This is a genomic window from Polynucleobacter sp. MWH-CaK5 (assembly GCF_018687615.1).
Classification (GTDB): domain Bacteria; phylum Pseudomonadota; class Gammaproteobacteria; order Burkholderiales; family Burkholderiaceae; genus Polynucleobacter.
Map to the genome: position 1 here is coordinate 14,216 of NZ_CP061299.1, position 17,436 is coordinate 31,651.

At 44.4% G+C, this 17,436-nt stretch carries 16 protein-coding genes, 1 tRNA gene and 1 riboswitch; of the genes, 11 read left to right on the forward strand and 6 right to left on the reverse strand.

The features are described 5' to 3' along the window. Positions 1-21 precede the first annotated feature (21 nt). From atpE to priA, 9 genes are all read left to right on the forward strand, one after another. A complete protein-coding gene (gene atpE / locus GQ367_RS00070) occupies positions 22-288 on the forward strand; it encodes a F0F1 ATP synthase subunit C (RefSeq protein WP_215290558.1) in 267 nt (88 codons plus the stop codon). Positions 289-360: 72 nt separating this feature from the next. After that, the gene (locus tag GQ367_RS00075; protein ID WP_215290559.1) at positions 361-831 is read left to right on the forward strand and encodes a F0F1 ATP synthase subunit B; all 471 of its coding nucleotides are present in this window, start codon (positions 361-363) and stop codon (positions 829-831) included. Between the two features lies 1 nt (position 832). Continuing rightward, complete coding sequence (locus GQ367_RS00080; protein WP_215290560.1) at positions 833-1,369, forward strand: F0F1 ATP synthase subunit delta; 537 nt, start codon at positions 833-835, stop codon at positions 1,367-1,369. Between the two features lie 26 nt (positions 1,370-1,395). After that, positions 1,396-2,937, forward strand: a complete 1,542-nt coding sequence (gene atpA / locus GQ367_RS00085; RefSeq protein WP_215290561.1) for a F0F1 ATP synthase subunit alpha — start codon at positions 1,396-1,398, stop codon at positions 2,935-2,937. A gap of 18 nt (positions 2,938-2,955) precedes the next feature. Continuing rightward, positions 2,956-3,831, forward strand: coding sequence for a F0F1 ATP synthase subunit gamma (gene atpG, locus GQ367_RS00090; protein ID WP_215290562.1), 876 nt, complete (start codon positions 2,956-2,958; stop codon positions 3,829-3,831). Positions 3,832-3,872: 41 nt separating this feature from the next. After that, entirely contained in the window at positions 3,873-5,276 is a 1,404-nt protein-coding gene (gene atpD / locus GQ367_RS00095; protein ID WP_089514964.1) for a F0F1 ATP synthase subunit beta, read from the forward strand. A gap of 14 nt (positions 5,277-5,290) precedes the next feature. Next, on the forward strand, positions 5,291-5,707 hold the full coding sequence (locus GQ367_RS00100; RefSeq protein ID WP_215290563.1) for a F0F1 ATP synthase subunit epsilon: 417 nt from the start codon (positions 5,291-5,293) through the stop codon (positions 5,705-5,707). Next, a complete protein-coding gene (gene hemE / locus GQ367_RS00105; RefSeq protein ID WP_215290564.1) occupies positions 5,708-6,820 on the forward strand; it encodes a uroporphyrinogen decarboxylase in 1,113 nt (370 codons plus the stop codon). A gap of 284 nt (positions 6,821-7,104) precedes the next feature. Beyond that, complete coding sequence (priA, locus tag GQ367_RS00110; RefSeq protein WP_215290565.1) at positions 7,105-9,210, forward strand: primosomal protein N'; 2,106 nt, start codon at positions 7,105-7,107, stop codon at positions 9,208-9,210. 12 nt (positions 9,211-9,222) lie between these two features. Here the strand turns inward: priA and gcvP are convergent, their stop codons facing one another. Genes gcvP through gcvT form a run of 3 tightly spaced genes read right to left on the reverse strand, consistent with a single transcriptional unit; the run spans position 9,223 to position 13,639 of the window. Then, positions 9,223-12,111: an aminomethyl-transferring glycine dehydrogenase gene (gcvP, locus tag GQ367_RS00115; RefSeq protein WP_215290566.1), complete on the reverse strand. Its 2,889-nt coding sequence runs from the start codon at positions 12,109-12,111 to the stop codon at positions 9,223-9,225. Positions 12,112-12,114: 3 nt separating this feature from the next. After that, positions 12,115-12,495 carry a glycine cleavage system protein GcvH gene (gene gcvH, locus GQ367_RS00120; RefSeq protein WP_215290567.1) on the reverse strand — a complete coding sequence of 127 codons (381 nt, stop codon included), beginning with the start codon at positions 12,493-12,495 and terminating at the stop codon, positions 12,115-12,117. 16 nt (positions 12,496-12,511) lie between these two features. Next, on the reverse strand, positions 12,512-13,639 hold the full coding sequence (gene gcvT / locus GQ367_RS00125) for a glycine cleavage system aminomethyltransferase GcvT (RefSeq protein ID WP_215290568.1): 1,128 nt from the start codon (positions 13,637-13,639) through the stop codon (positions 12,512-12,514). A gap of 19 nt (positions 13,640-13,658) precedes the next feature. Further along, positions 13,659-13,764, reverse strand: a riboswitch (glycine riboswitch). Positions 13,765-13,969: 205 nt separating this feature from the next. On the opposite strand from gcvT, the gene GQ367_RS00130 reads away from it, so the two are divergent. Further along, a complete protein-coding gene (locus GQ367_RS00130; RefSeq protein ID WP_215290569.1) occupies positions 13,970-15,172 on the forward strand; it encodes an ammonium transporter in 1,203 nt (400 codons plus the stop codon). Positions 15,173-15,200: 28 nt separating this feature from the next. Next, complete coding sequence (locus GQ367_RS00135; RefSeq protein ID WP_215290570.1) at positions 15,201-15,848, forward strand: MBL fold metallo-hydrolase; 648 nt, start codon at positions 15,201-15,203, stop codon at positions 15,846-15,848. Here GQ367_RS00135 and GQ367_RS00140 read toward each other — a convergent pair. From GQ367_RS00140 to GQ367_RS00150, 3 genes are all read right to left on the reverse strand, one after another. Then, on the reverse strand, positions 15,845-16,027 hold the full coding sequence (locus GQ367_RS00140) for a hypothetical protein (protein WP_143744005.1): 183 nt from the start codon (positions 16,025-16,027) through the stop codon (positions 15,845-15,847). The genes GQ367_RS00135 and GQ367_RS00140 overlap by 4 nt on opposite strands. 81 nt (positions 16,028-16,108) lie before the next feature. Further along, entirely contained in the window at positions 16,109-17,215 is a 1,107-nt protein-coding gene (locus tag GQ367_RS00145) for a fatty acid desaturase (protein WP_215290571.1), read from the reverse strand. 96 nt (positions 17,216-17,311) lie between these two features. Then, positions 17,312-17,386, reverse strand: a tRNA-Arg gene (locus tag GQ367_RS00150). Between the last annotated feature and the right edge of the window lie 50 nt (positions 17,387-17,436).

Below are 17,436 nucleotides of genomic sequence, written 5' to 3' on the forward strand. Positions count from 1 at the left end.
TTTTTTTATTTAGGAGTCAACATGCAAGAATTTCTAGCTCACGTTCAAGGTTTAACAGCTATCGGTATCGGCATCATCATCGGCTTAGGCGCGATCGGTGCTTGTTTGGGTATCGCATTGATGGGTGGTAAGTACATTGAAGCATGTGCACGTCAACCAGAATTGATGGAGCCACTACAAACTAAGATGTTCTTGTTGGCTGGTTTGATCGACGCTGCTTTCTTGATCGGTGTTGGTGTTGCGATGTTGTTCGCGTTCGCAAACCCATTACTTGCTGTAATTAAGTAATAGGCGTAGTTATTGACGGGCGCAATTTGAGCGCCCGTGGATATTTGTCATTGTGACCGAAAGGAACTAAACGTGAACCTAAACGCGACGCTATTCGCGCAGATGGTCGTCTTCTTTATTTTGTGGTGGGTTGTAGCCAAATTTGTTTGGCCACCATTAGTAAAGGCATTAGACGAGCGAGCCACAAAAGTGGCTGATGGTTTGGCTGCCGCTGAGCGCGGTAAGGCTGATCTTGAGTCTGCAAAAAAACGTGCTGAACAAGCATTGTCAGAAGCTCGCAATGAAGGCACTCAGCGTATTGCTGATGCTGAAAAGCGTGCTCAATTATCGGCTGAAGAAATTAAAGCAAATGCTCAAGCAGAAGCTGCTCGCATCATTGCTCAAGCCAAAGCTGAAGCAGAACAACAAGTAGCGCGTGCAAGAGATGCCTTGCGTACTGAAGTAGCTGCATTAGCAGTGAAAGGTGCCGAGCAAATTTTGCGTCGTGAAGTTGATGCAAAAGCACATGCAGGTTTATTAGATCAGCTAAAGGCAGAGCTTTAATATGGCAGACTTAGCTACTATTGCCCGCCCATACGCTGAGGCTCTTTTTAGAAGTGCAAAGCCAGCAGAGTTATCTGCTATTGCTGAGCAATTAGAAGAGTTAGCTCAAGTTGCCAGCAACCCAGATTTACTGGCAGTAGCTAATAATCCAAAGTTGGCCGATGCTGATTTATTGCAAATTTTGTTGGGCGGCATGAAAACAAAGCCAGCGGATATTGTGAAAAACTTCGTTGAGGTTTTGACACACAACAATCGCTTGTTGGCTATGCCAGAAATTGCTGCTCAATTTACAGCGTTAAAAAATGCTCAAGAAGGTGCTGCAGAAGTTTTGATCACAAGCGCGTTCCCGCTGCAAGGCGAAGAACTAAATAGCTTGTTATCAACATTGAAGAAGCGCTTTGGTGGAAGAGAGCTACGTCCTACAGTAAATGTAGACCCAGAATTGATTGGCGGAGTGTGCGTACAAGTTGGCGATGAGGTGTTAGACACTTCAGTGAAAGCCCGCTTGGTATCGATGCAAACCGCCCTTAGCGCATAACCGAATAAGATCCCAGGAGTAAGCAAATGCAACTCAACCCATCAGAGATCAGTGAACTGATCAAGAGCCGAATCAGCGGTGTAGGCGTTGGCGCCGAAGTCCGTAACCAAGGCACAGTAATTTCAGTAACAGACGGTATTTGCCGTGTTCATGGCCTTTCAGGCGTGATGCAGGGTGAAATGCTTGAATTCCCAAACAACACGCTTGGTCTTGCGCTTAACTTAGAGCGTGATTCAGTAGGTGCTGTTATTTTGGGTGAGTATGAGCACATCAGTGAAGGCGACCCAGTTAAATGTACCGGTCGTATTCTTGAAGTTCCAGTAGGTCCAGAATTATTGGGTCGTGTTGTTAATGCTTTGGGTCAGCCGATTGATGGCAAGGGTCCAATCAATGCAAAAATGACAGACTTTATTGAAAAGGTTGCTCCTGGCGTTATTGATCGTCAGTCAGTTAGCCAGCCTCTTCAAACAGGTTTGAAGTCAATTGATGCGATGGTACCAATTGGCCGTGGTCAGCGTGAGTTGATCATTGGCGACCGTCAAACTGGTAAAACAGCTGTTGCTGTTGATGCCATCATCAACCAAAAAGGTAAAGGCATTCGTTGCGTATACGTGGCGATTGGTCAAAAAGCTTCTACGATTGCAAACGTATTGCGTAAGCTAGAAGAGCACGGCGCGATGGAGTACACAGTGATCGTTGCTGCAACAGCGTCTGACTCTGCAGCGATGCAGTACTTGTCAGCATATGCTGGTTGCACAATGGGTGAGTATTTCCGTGATCGCGGTGAAGATGCATTGATTGTTTACGATGACTTAACTAAGCAAGCGGTTGCTTATCGTCAAGTATCACTATTGTTGCGTCGTCCACCAGGTCGTGAAGCTTATCCTGGCGACGTATTCTATTTGCACTCACGTTTGCTTGAGCGTGCTGCTCGTGTTAACGAAGTGTATGTTGAGAAATTCACAAATGGTGCAGTTAAAGGTAAGACAGGTTCATTGACCTCATTGCCAATCATTGAAACTCAAGCGGGCGACGTTTCTGCTTTCGTTCCAACCAACGTGATTTCTATTACTGACGGCCAAATCTTCTTGGAAACAGACTTGTTCAACGCAGGCGTTCGTCCAGCGATTAACGCGGGTATTTCTGTTTCACGTGTGGGTGGTGCAGCGCAGACTAAAGTTATTAAGAAATTATCTGGCGGTATCCGTACAGACTTGGCGCAGTACCGTGAATTGGCAGCGTTTGCTCAGTTCGCTTCAGATTTGGACGAAGCAACACGCAAGCAGTTGGAGCGCGGTCGTCGTGTTACAGAATTGCTTAAGCAACCACAATATCAGCCACAACAAGTTTGGCAGTTGGCATCTTCATTGTATGCAGCTAACAACGGTTTCTTGGATGACTTGGATGTGAAACATGTTTTAGCCTTCGAAAAAGGTTTGCATGATCATCTAAAGAGCAAGTTTGCTGATTTGATTGGCCGTATTGAAGACACCAAGGATCTCTCGAAGGAAGACGAAGCTGCATTGCGCGCTGCGATCGAGGACTTTAAACGTTCGGCTTCTTTCTAAGAAGTAAGGAGAGCCGATATGGCCGGAACTAAAGAGATACGGACAAAGATCAAGAGCGTACAAAATACGCGCAAGATCACCAAGGCGATGGAAATGGTCGCCGCATCTAAGATGCGGCGTGCTCAAGAGCGCATGCGCAATGCACGTCCTTACTCAGAAAAAGTAAGAAATATTGCTGCGAACTTGGGCAAGGCCAATCCAGAATACCGCCCTGCTTATTTGGTTGAGCGTGAAGTTAAAAATGCTGGTGTGATTGTTGTGACTACAGACAAAGGTCTTTGCGGTGGTATGAATACCAACGTATTAAGAGCTTTGACAAATACCATGAAAGAGTTGGATTCTAAAGGTGTTTCATTGTCATGCACCCCAATTGGCATGAAGGGCTTCCAGTTCTTAAATAGGATCAAGGCAAAGGTTGTTTCTCATGTAACACAAATGGGCGACACACCGCACTTGGAAAAACTCATTGGCGCAATCAAGGTTCAATTGGATGCGTATGAAAATGGTGAAGTGGATGCTGTTTATTTGGCATACACAAAATTCATCAACACAATGAAGCAAGAGCCAGTTGTTGAAAAACTATTGCCTCTTTCAAGTGAAAAATTAACACAAACGACTGAAGAAGCTCGTGAGTATGGTTGGGACTATTTGTACGAACCAGACCCACAATCAGTTGTGGATGAATTGTTGAAACGTTACGTTGAAGCGTTGATTTACCAAGCAGTTGCAGAAAATATGGCATCTGAGCAGTCAGCTCGTATGGTTGCTATGAAAGCTGCTTCTGATAACGCGAAGAACGTGATTGGTGAGTTGCAGTTGGTTTACAACAAAACACGTCAAGCAGCCATTACCAAAGAGTTGTCCGAGATTGTCGGCGGCGCTGCGGCGGTTTGATAACCAAAGTATTGTAAAAAATTAGTGATCGGAGAACTACGATGAGCAACGGAAATATCGTTCAGTGTATTGGCGCGGTGGTGGACATTCAGTTCCCACGTGACAAAATGCCAAAAATTTATGACGCATTGATCTTGGAAGAGAGCAGTGAGGCATCTTTTGCAGAAAAAGGTTTGACCTTTGAAGTGCAACAACAATTAGGCGATGGCGTTGTACGTGCTATTGCGATGGGCTCAAGCGATGGCTTGCGTCGCGGCATGGGTGTTAAAAATACAGGCAAAGGAATTTCAGTGCCTGTAGGTCCAGCAACATTGGGCCGCATCATGGACGTGTTGGGTCGCCCAATCGACCAAGCTGGTCCAATCGGCACAGAAGAGCGTCGCGCGATTCACCAATTAGCACCTAAGTTTGATGAGCTATCACCATCAGTTGACCTATTAGAGACAGGCATCAAAGTTATTGACTTGGTTTGCCCGTTTGCTAAAGGCGGTAAAGTTGGTTTGTTCGGCGGTGCCGGCGTGGGTAAGACAGTTAACATGATGGAGTTGATCAACAACATCGCTAAGCAACACTCAGGTTTATCAGTGTTCGCAGGTGTTGGTGAGCGTACTCGTGAAGGTAACGACTTCTACCACGAGATGAAAGACTCTAACGTTCTTGATAAAGTTGCGATGGTGTTTGGTCAGATGAACGAGCCACCAGGTAACCGTTTGCGCGTTGCCTTGACTGGTTTGACAATGGCTGAGCGTTTCCGTGATGAAGGCCGTGACATTTTGTTCTTCGTTGACAATATCTACCGTTACACATTGGCCGGTACAGAAGTTTCTGCTTTGTTGGGCCGTATGCCATCAGCTGTGGGTTACCAGCCAACGTTGGCTGAAGAAATGGGCCGTTTACAAGAGCGTATTACTTCAACAAAGACTGGTTCTATTACATCGATTCAGGCGGTTTACGTTCCTGCCGATGACTTAACAGACCCATCACCTGCTACAACATTCTTGCACTTAGACTCAACAGTTGTTTTGTCACGTGACATCGCTGCTTTGGGTATCTACCCAGCGGTTGACCCACTTGATTCAACAAGCCGTCAGTTAGATCCACAAGTGGTTGGCGAAGAGCACTATGCGGTTGCTCGCGGTGTACAAACAACATTGCAACGCTACAAAGAATTGCGCGACATTATTGCTATTTTGGGTATGGACGAATTGTCACCAGAAGACAAGCAAGCTGTTGCACGTGCACGTAAGATTCAGCGTTTCTTGTCACAGCCATTCCACGTGGCGGAGGTGTTTACAGGTTCACCTGGTAAATACGTTCCACTAAAAGAAACTATCCGCGGCTTCAAGATGATTGTTGACGGTGAGCTTGACCATTTGCCAGAGCAGGCATTCTATATGGTTGGCGGCATTGATGAAGCTATCGAAAAAGCTAAGAAGTTGCAGTAAACCAAGGAATTTAAATGTCTAGCATCCACGTTGATGTAGTTAGCGCTGAGCAGTCAATTTTCGCCGGTGAAGCAAAGTTCATTGCTTTGCCAGGCGAAAGTGGTGAGTTGGGTATTCTTCCGGGACATACCCCCCTCATCACAAGAATTAGACCAGGTGCAGTTCGTATTGAGAAAGCTGATGGCGACGAAGAGTTTGTTTTCGTGGCCGGCGGCATTCTTGAAGTACAGCCAAACAAAGTAACTGTACTTGCCGATACTGCTATTCGCGGTCATGATCTTGACGAAGCAAAAGCCTTAGAAGCTAAAAAAGCAGCTGAAGAAGCTATGCAAAATCGCGGTACAGATATTGATTTTGCACATGCTCAATCAGAGTTTGCAATGGCAGCAGCACAGCTTGCAGCAATTGCAAAGTTACGCCAGAAAAGATAATTGACTTTAATTAACGATCGCTTCCTGCGCGCATGCTTTCAGCAGCCGACAGATAGAACACCTCTGTGGCTAATGCGCCAGGCGGGACGTTATTTACCAGAATACAACGCCACAAGAGCTAAAGCAGGAAGTTTTTTAGCGCTTGCGAAAAATCCTCAGCTAGCAACAGAAGTTACTTTGCAACCATTGGATAGATATCCTTTGGATGCAGCCATTCTGTTTTCAGACATTCTGACCATACCAGATGCAATGGGATTGGGCTTGAGTTTTGAGGCAGGCGAAGGACCAAGATTCAGCCGTCCATTGAGAGACGAACAAGCGGTTAATAATTTAAGACCTGCTGATCTCGATCAATTGAAATATGTATTTGATGCTGTATCTGAAATCAGAAAAGCGCTCACTCAAAATGGTCAACAAAGAGTTCCTCTGATTGGTTTTTCAGGAAGCCCATGGACTCTCGCTTGTTACATGATTGAAGGTTCAGGATCATCCGACTTTAAGAATACAAAAGAGATGTTGTATCAAAGGCCTGATTTAATGAAAAAGGTTTTAGATGCAAATATTCAGTCTGTTGCTGACTATTTAACAGCGCAGGTTGATGCCGGTGCGCAAGCGTTGATGATTTTTGATACGTGGGGCGGTTTATTGCCAGACGGTTGGTATCAAAAAACTTCTTTGGCCAGCATGAAGGCTGTGATCGATTTATTGCCAAGACAAAAAGATGGCCAACAAATTCCAATTTTAGTATTTACTAAAGGCGGTGGAATTTGGTTAGAAGACATTGCCACATCTGGTGCAGATGTCATCGGACTAGATTGGACAGCATCTGTTGCAAAGTCACGTAAGCGTTTACTTGCAAACAAAACACCATTGGCCCTTCAAGGAAACTTTGACCCATTGGCGCTGTTTTCAAGTCCTGAGCAAATTAGTACAGAAGTTAAGAGAATTTTGGATGAATTGGCGGCAGCGCCAGCTTTGGCTGAAAACCTTCACCCATTAGATGGCCATGTCTTTAATTTGGGCCATGGCATATCTCAGTTCACCAATCCTGAGCATGTTATTGCCCTGACCGAGACGGTTGTCAGTCACTCAAAAGCGCTTAGAAATAAGTAAAAATAAGCATGTGAGTGGTAACTTATGCACAGGCATCTTGTGACATAAAAACCCAAGCCCTTACCAGCAAAAATCGCCCCACGAGCCAAATTAAATTCTGTAACCCATTAATTTATATGGATTTTTATGCTGGATAATAATTGCTGAAATCACATAAAAAGAATGATCAATTTTAAAATACTGGGATAATTAATCAGTTATCCACAAGGTTTTCCACAGACTAAAGAACGCTTTTTAAAAAACCAATAAGTGCAATGCTCTTCATCACGGACTTAAAGTAAAACATGAGCTTTGAAGCTAAAAGCCTAGAAAAGATAATTGTTCAAGTGGCCATCGACAGCCCATTGAATCAGTTATTTGACTACGCTTGGAATGAAGAATTTGCCGCTGTGCCACAAAAAGGACAAATAGTTCAAGTAAGTTTTGGAAGACAAGAATGCATCGGTGTGGTGATGCAGATTTTGGATAAAACCGAATACGACTTAGAAAAAATTAAAAAAGTACAAGCCATCGCACCGCTGCCCCCACTTTCCAGTGACGTAGTGGCAATGGCAGAGTTTGCAGCAATTTATTATCAAAGACCCATTGGTGAGGTATTGATTCCTTCAATACCTAAAATGTGGCGACAAATAACTAAATGGGAATTGCTTGGCAAGGAAAAGAAAAGTAGCAAAGCAAGCGCTTCAAGTAAAAAAACAAAAGCATCTGGTGATGAAACAGAAGTAAGCGCAATCAGCCTGAACAATGATCAATCTGTCATTGTGGAAAAACTCTGGAATCAAAGTATCAGCAAAACATTTAGCTGTAACCTGTTACAAGGAGTAACTGGTAGCGGCAAAACCCTGACTTATTTACATTGGTTAAAAAAAATCTTAGATGATGACCAATCACAAGTCATGATCATGGTGCCTGAAATCAATTTAACGCCACAGCTGGAAGCATCTGTTGAACAAGCATTTCCAGGAAAAAAACTGGTGGTAATGCACAGTGGGATCACAGATAGAACGCGTGCAGATAACTGGCAAAAAGCACATTTGGGTACGGCGCAAATCATTCTTGGCACACGTATGGCAGTAGCAACTTCAGCCCCCAATCTGAAAGCAATCGTGGTCGATGAAGAGCACGACTTATCTTATAAACAGCAAGAGGGTGTGAGGTATTCAGCCAGAGACCTTGCGGTTTGGCGAGCAAAAAAACTTAATATCCCAGTTGTGTTGGCATCCGCAACTCCTAGCCTAGAAACATGGTTTCATGCACAAGAAAAAAGATATGAAACCCTCAGCTTAAAGGCTCGCGCAGCGAAAAATGCACGCCCACCATTGATACAAATATTAGATTTAAAACAAGAGCAAAAAGCTGGCAAAAAAAATGAGCATGGCATCAGCGAGCACCTTCTCAATGAGTTGCAAAAGAATTTAGATCAAGGCCTTCAAAGCATCATTTACATCAATCGAAGAGGTTATTCACCGGTGCTCAATTGTGAAGCATGTGGATGGTTGTCTGATTGTGTTAAATGTTCTGCGCGCATGGTGCTCCATAAGATAACGGAATATAAAAAGAACTTGTGCTGCCATCATTGCGGCGTCATGAAGCCTGTGCCAAAAGCATGCCCTGATTGTGGAAATACAGACTTGAGCCCATTGGGTAAAGGAACTCAAAAGATAGAAGAGCTTTTGTCAGCGATCTTTCCGAAAGCAAATATATTGCGTGTAGATGCTGATACAACAAGAAAAAAAGGCAGTGCTGAAAACTTGTTCAGTGAAATTCATGAGGGTAATGCCGACATCATTGTTGGAACTCAAATGATTGCAAAGGGTCATGACTACAAAGCGGTATCGCTCGTTGGTGTGATTGATGCCGATGCAAGCCTTTTCTCTCAGGATTTTAGGGCGTCAGAAAGATTGTTTGCTCAACTCATGCAAGTTGCTGGCAGAGCTGGTCGTAGTGAGGAGGCTGGGGAGTCAAAGGTGATTATTCAAACTCGTTATCCTGAAGCGATACCCTACAAGTATTTGAAAAACGCAGATGTGGATGGCTTCTTAGAAGAATTAAAAAATGAACGATCCATGGTTGGCTTGCCGCCATTTTCTTATCAAGCTTTGATCCATGGCGAGCATAAAACTTTAGTGCAAGCCATTGACATGTTGAAGGATGCATCACTGTTAGCAAAGTCAGACAAAATTTGGCCAGCCAATGTCATGTTGAGCGATGTGATTCCTCGCGCCATGATGAGAATTGCTGGTAAAGAGCGCGCTCAAATGCTGGTTGAATCTGAAAGTCGGCAAGACTTACAGAAGAGCATTGAAATTTTGCAACACTATTTGACAGAAGCGCACACCAAAAGAAAAGGGGTCGGCTGGTATATCGAGCGCGACCCCATCAGTATTTAAAGAAAAACTAATTTATGCGTATTCAGAGATTGGTACGCATGTGCAAAATAGATTTCTATCACCATACACGTTGTCTGCTCTTCCAACAGGCGGCCAATACTTGTTCTTTCTCAAGCGGCCCACTGGGTATGCGGCTTCTTCACGTGTATAAGGTTTATTCCACTCATTGGCCAAAATGACTTCAGCTGTGTGAGGGGCATTTTTAAGAGGATTGTTCTCTTTATCAAATGAACCATTTGATACTTTGCGGATTTCTTCTGCAATGGCAACCATGGCTTCAATGAAACGATCGAGTTCGAATTTTGATTCACTTTCGGTTGGCTCAATCATCAGTGTTCCTGGAACAGGGAAACTCATCGTTGGGGCATGGAAACCAAAGTCCATCAAGCGTTTGGCAACGTCCTCGTTACTAATGCCAGACTCTTTTTGTTGAGGACGCAAATCCAAAATGCACTCATGAGCCACCAAGCCCTCGTTACCTTTGTATAAAACCGGATAGAAATTTTCTAGTTTTTTGGCAACATAGTTAGCAGAAACAATCGCTGTTTCAGTCGCTTTGGCAAGGCCAGCAGCACCCATCATGGCAACGTACATCCATGAGATAGGAAGGATGGACGCAGATCCAAATGGCGCAGCACTGATTCTCATCCACTCTAGGTCATTCCACTTTGAAGCTGTACCTGCTGTATAAGAGCAAGGCAAAAACTTGGCAAGGTGTGCGCGAACAGCCACAGGACCTACGCCTGGACCGCCGCCGCCATGAGGAATACAGAAAGTTTTATGTAAATTAAGATGGCTAACATCACCACCGAAATGACCTGGCGCTGCGGTGCCAACCAAGGCATTCATGTTGGCGCCGTCAATATAAACCTGGCCACCGTGCTGGTGAATGATTTCACATAACTCTTGAACGCCTTCTTCAAATACACCGTGAGTACTTGGGTAAGTGATCATGATGGCAGCAAGATTTTTGGAGTGCTCTTCAGCCTTGTTCTTAAGATCAACCAAATCAACGTTGCCATTTGTGTCGCAGCTAACAACGATCACTTCCATTCCGGCCATTTGTGCTGAGGCAGGATTTGTACCGTGAGCAGATGAAGGGATTAAGCAAATGTTGCGATGCCCTTCCCCGCGTGACTCATGATAAGCGCGGATCACAAGAAGCCCGGCGTACTCGCCTTGCGAACCGGCGTTTGGCTGCAAAGACACCGCATCGTAGCCAGTTGCAGCACACATCATGCGCTCTGTGTCTTCAATTAATTTAGCGTATCCAGCCCATTGTGTTTCAGGCGCAAGTGGGTGAATTTGAGAAAAGCTAGGCCATGTCACAGGCAACATTTCGCTGGTGGCATTCAATTTCATGGTGCATGACCCAAGCGGAATCATGGTTCTATCAAGCGCCAAGTCTTTGTCAGCCAAACTTCTCAAATAACGAAGCATTTCATGCTCAGAGTGATAGCGATTAAATGTTGGGTGAGTCAAATACTCGCTGCTACGAATCAATGAGCTTGGAACTGCGCTTGAGACTGATTGATCAATGGCATCAATATTTAGTTCGCCTTCGCCACCAAAAATCGCCCACAACAGTTGCAATTCTTTTCTGCCAGTTGTTTCATCAATTGATACGCCAACATGTTCAGAATCAATAGCTCTTAAATTGCAAGAAAGTTTTTGAGCGGCCTCATGAATTTTCTTGGCATTAGGCGTCTTGATTGTGAGGGTGTCAAACCAATGTGTGTTGACAACCTCAAACCCAAGTTGTTTGAGTGCCAATGCCAAGATGCTGGCTTGGCGATGAACACGCAAGGCGATTTTTTTCAGGCCTTCCGGTCCGTGATAAACCGCATACATACTTGCCATCACCGCAAGTAATACTTGAGCTGTACAAATATTAGACGTGGCTTTTTCACGTCTGATGTGCTGTTCTCTGGTCTGAAGAGCAAGGCGGTATGCAGAGTTGCCTTGCGCATCGATCGTGACACCCACCAAGCGACCAGGCATGCTTCTCTTAAAAGCATCTTTTGTAGCAAGATATCCAGCAGAAGGACCGCCAAAACCCATTGGTACACCAAAGCGTTGTGCACTACCGATGGCAACGTCAGCACCCCACTCTCCTGGCGGAGTAAGCAGTGTCAAGGCCAACAAATCAGCCGCAGCGATTAATAAGCCACCTTTGCTATGAACCGCCTCTGCTATCGCAAGATACTTTTCTTTTTCTAAAAGCGCACCACCAACACCTGGGTATTGAAGCAAAACAGCGAAGGCATCAGTTTTTAATGCATCTTCATGAGAGCCAATTTCAAGTTGAATATTTAATGGCTTTGCTCTTGTTTTAATGACCGCTAAAGTTTGTGGCAAAACATCATTGCTCACAAAGAAAGTCATCGACTTTGATTGGCAAGTTCTCAGCGCCAAAGTCATGGCTTCTGCTGCTGCAGTACCCTCGTCTAGCATAGAGGCATTGGCAATATCCATGCCCGTTAAATCAATCAACATCTGTTGAAAGTTAATGATTGCCTCTAAACGACCTTGAGAAATTTCAGGTTGATAAGGTGTATAAGCTGTATACCAAGCTGGATTCTCAAGAATGTTTCTTTGAATAACGCCTGGGGTGATGTTGTTGTAATAGCCCTGACCAATGAATGACTTGAAAACTTTATTTTGATTGGCAATGCTGGCTAGCAATTCAAGCGCTTCGTTTTCACCTTTGGCATTTGTGTAGTCGCCCAAAGGTAGAGCAGATTTACTTCTGATATTGCTTGGAATAACTGCGTTGATCAGTTCATCGCGTTGATTAAATCCTAAAAACTTCAACATCGAGGATTCATCGCTGGCTGATGGGCCAATATGACGGCTTAAAAAAGCGTCATGATTTTCGAGTGTGGACAGGGAGCTTTTCATTCTTTATGCACCAATGTTTTTTCCGTATGCTTCTGCTGAAAGAAGGCCATCAACTTTGCTGATGTCTGTGGGTTTAATCTTGAATAACCATGAGCCATAAGCATCTGAGTTAACTATTTCAGGTGCAGACGTTGCTGCATCATTGATGGCAATCACTTCGCCAGACAAAGGTGCGTAAATATCGCTGGCAGCCTTCACAGACTCAACCACGGCACATGCATCACCAGCGTTTAGAGACTTGCCAACGTTTGGCAATTCAAGGAAAACAATATCGCCCAACGCTTCTTGAGCATGGTCAGTAATTCCAACGGTGATTGAACCATCAGCTTCTTTGCGAACCCATTCATGAGATTCTGTATAACGTAGGTCTTGAGGGATGTTCATATTAGTTTCTCCAAAATTAAACCAAGGCTTTGCCATGGCGAACAAAAGGGGGTTTAACAACAACTGCGTTTAATTCTTTGTCACGAATAACAACTTTTACTGTCTCGCCAATTTCTGTTGCTAAAGGAAGCTTGGCAAGCGCAATAGATTTTTGAAGTGATGGGCTGAAAGTGCCGCTGGTTATTTCGCCCTCACCTTTGCTTGATCGAACAATTTGGTGAGCGCGCAAAACACCTTTGTCTTGAAGTATCAAACCAAGAAAAACAAATTTCTGAGGTTTATTCTCTAAGGCAGATTTACCAATGAAGTCACGCTCGCCTGAACGATCAATGGTCCAAGAAAGACCAACATCCAAAGGATTTGTTTGCTCATTCATGTCCTGGCCATATAAGTTCATGCCAGCTTCTAAGCGAAGAGTGTCTCGTGCTCCAAGGCCTGCAGGTTGTGCTCCCTGAGCAATCAAAAGATTCCACACGGCCACTGTGTGGTTCAGTGGCACCAATAACTCAGCACCATCTTCACCGGTGTAACCTGTTCTTGCGATCATGATTTCTCCAAAAGGAGTTTCTTCACATGAGGCATGAAAGTTTTTCAATTCAGATGTAGCATTGGCAAGTGATGGAATGGCCTTTTTAATGAGTTCAAGCGCTTTAGGGCCCTGAACAGCAATCATGCCTTGCGGATTTTGATTGGCAATCAGATCTGATCTTCTAGGAATAAGCTTCACGTCTTGAAAGCTGGCCGCTTGTTTATTTAACCATTCAAGATCTGTGTGAGCCGTTGCGGCATTGATCACCAAGCGATAGTTAGGGTCCAGGCGATAGACAATCAAATCATCAATAACGCCAGCTTCGTCATTTAACAAGCATCCATAAAGGGCTTGCCCATTGTTTTTTAGTTTGTTGACATTATTAGCAACGACTTTTTCTAAAAAAGCTTTTGCATCTTTTCCGATAACATCGACCGCTGCCATGTGAGACACGTCAAACACGCCACAATTTGTTCGAGTGGCAATGTGTTCTTCAATTTGAGAGCCATAGTTAACAGGCATTTCCCATCCGCCGAAATCAACAAGCTTTGCTCCAGCCAGGTGATGTGCGTCAAAAAGGATGGTGCGTTTTAGATTTGTAGGGACAGCCGACATCCAAACTCCTTAAAGGAATTGATGCCCCCCTGTCCTGTTACCTGAGAGATTGAAGAGTGCAAACCATTTGTACTCTTTTAGCCCCTTCGGTGGGCAACTGAATGCCGCTCTCCAGAGTGTAAATATCGACGGTCCATTTGCCTGAGCGTTCATGGGCATTGCGCCTTCGGCGTTGGTAAATCCAAACTCTCCCATCGATGCAACATTGTACCCAAGCTGCCGAAAACCTCCAAAAATATCACGCGCACAAATTTGGTGCATAAGCGGGTATTTTTGTGCACCAGAACCTTCATAATTCGAAACTTAATTGAGGTCATCTAGGGGTGATAAATGGAAAACTTTAAGTCAGGGGTTGACGCCCTTTTCATCATGACGGGCGCCATCATGGTGCTAGCAATGCATGCCGGCTTTGCTTTTTTAGAACTAGGAACTGTTCGTAAAAAGAATCAGGTAAACGCACTGGTCAAAATTTTGATCGATTTTGCCGTATCAACAATCGCTTATTTCTTTATTGGTTACAGCATTGCCTACGGCCTTAACTTCTTTTCTAGCGCAGAAGTTTTGGCGCAAAAAAGCGGATTTGAACTGGTCAAATTCTTCTTTTTATTGACGTTTGCTGCGGCAATCCCAGCGATTATTTCTGGCGGTATTGCAGAGCGTGCGAAATTCAATCCTCAACTAATTGCCACATTCATTTTGGTGGGTTTTGTTTATCCATTGTTTGAAGGAATGGTCTGGAATCAGCAATTTGGTTTCCAAGCATGGCTTAAAGAATTAACTGGTGAAGAGTTCCATGATTTTGCGGGCTCTGTGGTTGTTCATGCGGTGGGCGGTTGGATTGCCTTGCCTGCAATTATTTTGTTGGGTGCACGTCATGGCCGCTACACAAAGGATGGCAGAGTTTCTGCGCATCCACCTTCAAGCATTCCATTTTTAGCGCTTGGCGCGTGGGTGTTGGCGGTAGGCTGGTTTGGTTTTAACGTGATGAGTGCTCAAACTGTTGAAAAGCTCAGCGGTTTGGTTGCAATGAACTCATTGATGGCAATGGTTGGCGGCACTTTGGTTGCTTGGGCTGCTGGTAAAAACGACCCAGGCTTTAGCTATAACGGTCCTTTGGCTGGTCTTGTTGCTGTGTGTGCGGGTTCAGATTTAATGCATCCAATGGGCGCCTTGGTTGTGGGTGGAATGGCGGGTGGCTTATTTGTGGTGATGTTCACCATGGTGCAAAACCGCTGGAAAATTGATGATGTGTTGGGCGTTTGGCCTTTGCATGGATTGTGCGGTGCCCTCGGCGGTATTGCGGCCGGCGTATTTGGACAAAAGGCTTTGGGTGGATTGGGCGGTGTGAGCTTTACTGCTCAGTTGATTGGTACGGTCGCCGGAGTTGCATTTGCTGCAATTTCAGGTTTGATTGTCTATGGAATACTGAAAGCAGTTTTAGGCTTGCGCATGTCTCAAGAAGATGAGTTTGATGGTGCTGACTTGGCCATCCACAAAATTACTTCAAGCCCTGATCGCGAATCTAGTTGGTGATTTTTAGTTTGTTGCGATAATCGGAACTATGACTTTAAAAGTACTCATAGTTCCGGTAACGCCCTTTGAGCAAAACTGCTCAATCTTGATTTGTGAAAAAACTAATCAGGCTGCTATTGTTGATCCAGGCGGCGATATCCCCAAAATATTAGATGCACTAAAACAGGCTGGTGCAATCCCAGAAAAAATCTTATTAACACACGGTCACATAGATCACTGTGCTGCGGCAGCATCATTAGCAAATGATTTGGGCATTCAAATTGAAGGTCCTCACGAAGATGAGCGCTTTTGGATTGATCAACTCCCTGAGCAAAGCAAGCGATTTGGATTTCCAATGGCGCAGGCATTTGAACCAAATAAGTGGCTAAAAGATGACGACGTTGTTACTGTTGGTCAAGTTGAATTATTGGTGAAGCATTGCCCAGGCCACACCCCAGGACACGTTATTTTTTATTCCAAAGATGATCGCTTGGCAATTGTTGGGGATGTTTTGTTTGCGGGGTCTATTGGGCGCACAGATTTTCCTAGGGGAAATCATGCCGATTTAATAAGGGCTATCAGAGAAAAGCTTTTCCCTTTGGGCGATGACATTACATTTATACCTGGCCATGGCCCAGTCTCCACCTTTGGTGAAGAAAGAAAAAACAACCCTTACGTGGGTGAAATGGCTAATTAAGCCTTGGCAGAACCGGTTCGGTGGGTTCTGTTATACAAGCAGCTTGCGCATATCCAACGTTGCTTGCGATTGCTTGTAGGAATCCATGTGCCACCCTCTAGAGGCTTTTCTCTACTGCAGGAAGAGCAAAACTTCATGACTCTTGTATTGCTTTCCAGTGTGCTTGGCGGGGTTGACATATAAACTTCTCTTAAAGATTCAAGATGCTATTTTAACGGCTTTTTGAAAAACGCCCTTGAAAGGGCGTTTTTGTGGAACTTTTAGCTTAGAACAACTTTGATTGAATCAGCTGTTTTGTTTCCGTCAAAATCTAACCAGCATTTCTTTTCTGTGTCATAAAGTTTGCACTGTTTGGCAGTATCAAAATACCAAGCCCAAGAAAACTTTTGAATGATGATTCTCTCAGGAAGCATATTTTCTAGCTTTGCTTGAGCCTCTTTAAGTTTGTAAAGTGGCACGCTCATATCAACGTGGTGAGCGGTGTGCTCCATGATGTGGTGCATCCAAGCGCCCCATTTAAGTGGGAAAACCAAATGCACCGTTGTAGAAACAAAAGGCTGAGCTCTCAACCACTCTGATTTATCTGAGTACCAAGAAACGCTTGGGTGTGTGTGATGAACATACACAACAAATCCAATCATCGCATTCCAGAAAATGAATGGAATCAAAAAGCCCATGATGACAGTGAGCAAGATTGATTGATTGGTTTGAATTGCGGAAATTACCAAAGCGCCAATCCAAAGAACTGCAAATGCAGAAACTAAAACGTTGTCCCATAAGAACGCTGGGCGAGTTGCAGGCATGGCCTTCTTGCTTGGGAAGAACATCTTCTTCCACCAGATCTCTAGGAAGTAATACAAGGCTGGGCCCCAACCACTTCTGTAGTGACGCTCTAATGCTTTTTCAGCAGGAGTTAGCTTGTTAAATTCTTCCAAAGACAAAGGTGCCCAAACGAAATCAAAACCTTTGAGATTTGTTTGTCCATGGTGAACCACGTTATGACCAACTTCCCAAAGACTGTATGGAGTTAGCGATGGCAAAAATGCAAGGCGTCCTAATACTTTGTTAAGTCCGCGATGTGGCGTAAAGCTCTGATGACATGCATCATGACCCAAAATAAAAATACGGCCAATCATGAAGCCAGAAAAAACAGCCAAAAGAATTTTTACTAAAACTGATTCAAAGTAAACGGTGCCGACGATGCCCGCAGTCAAAATGACTGTGTCAATGATTTGCAAGACAATGGCACGCACAACAGCACGCTCAGTCAGTGGCGTCAGCCAAGAACGAATGACTTTTCTGTGGGGAATGGGTTGACCGACCGGAATTGGCTGATCAATAGTGGCTTCTACAGTATTTGCGGACATAGCGACCTTTTTAAGGGCAAAATTCAAGAATGGCTCATTTTAGATGTTTTTCTTTAATTGAGCTTGATCTATGTCTAATTGTGGGAATTTAGAGCCTGGTGCGACCGACAGGAATCGAACCTGTATCGAGAGCTTCGGAAACTCTAATTCTATCCATTGAACTACGGTCGCGTCTCTAAGATTGTAAGGCTGAAGGGAATTATCCTCGCTATAATGCTCCG

Bases quoted from the DNA above. Each gene is read 5' to 3' on its own strand.
- atpE (WP_215290558.1), top strand. From the start codon at position 22: ATGCAAGAATTTCTAGCTCACGTTCAAGGTTTAACAGCTATCGGTATC.
- GQ367_RS00080 (WP_215290560.1), top strand. From the start codon at position 833: ATGGCAGACTTAGCTACTATTGCCCGCCCATACGCTGAGGCTCTTTTT.
- atpA (WP_215290561.1), top strand. From the start codon at position 1,396: ATGCAACTCAACCCATCAGAGATCAGTGAACTGATCAAGAGCCGAATC.
- atpG (WP_215290562.1), top strand. From the start codon at position 2,956: ATGGCCGGAACTAAAGAGATACGGACAAAGATCAAGAGCGTACAAAAT.
- atpD (WP_089514964.1), top strand. From the start codon at position 3,873: ATGAGCAACGGAAATATCGTTCAGTGTATTGGCGCGGTGGTGGACATT.
- GQ367_RS00100 (WP_215290563.1), top strand. From the start codon at position 5,291: ATGTCTAGCATCCACGTTGATGTAGTTAGCGCTGAGCAGTCAATTTTC.
- priA (WP_215290565.1), top strand. From the start codon at position 7,105: ATGAGCTTTGAAGCTAAAAGCCTAGAAAAGATAATTGTTCAAGTGGCC.
- gcvP (WP_215290566.1), bottom strand. From the start codon at position 12,111: ATGAAAAGCTCCCTGTCCACACTCGAAAATCATGACGCTTTTTTAAGC.
- gcvH (WP_215290567.1), bottom strand. From the start codon at position 12,495: ATGAACATCCCTCAAGACCTACGTTATACAGAATCTCATGAATGGGTT.
- gcvT (WP_215290568.1), bottom strand. From the start codon at position 13,639: ATGTCGGCTGTCCCTACAAATCTAAAACGCACCATCCTTTTTGACGCA.
- GQ367_RS00130 (WP_215290569.1), top strand. From the start codon at position 13,970: ATGGAAAACTTTAAGTCAGGGGTTGACGCCCTTTTCATCATGACGGGC.
- GQ367_RS00135 (WP_215290570.1), top strand. From the start codon at position 15,201: ATGACTTTAAAAGTACTCATAGTTCCGGTAACGCCCTTTGAGCAAAAC.
- GQ367_RS00140 (WP_143744005.1), bottom strand. From the start codon at position 16,027: ATGTCAACCCCGCCAAGCACACTGGAAAGCAATACAAGAGTCATGAAG.
- GQ367_RS00145 (WP_215290571.1), bottom strand. From the start codon at position 17,215: ATGTCCGCAAATACTGTAGAAGCCACTATTGATCAGCCAATTCCGGTC.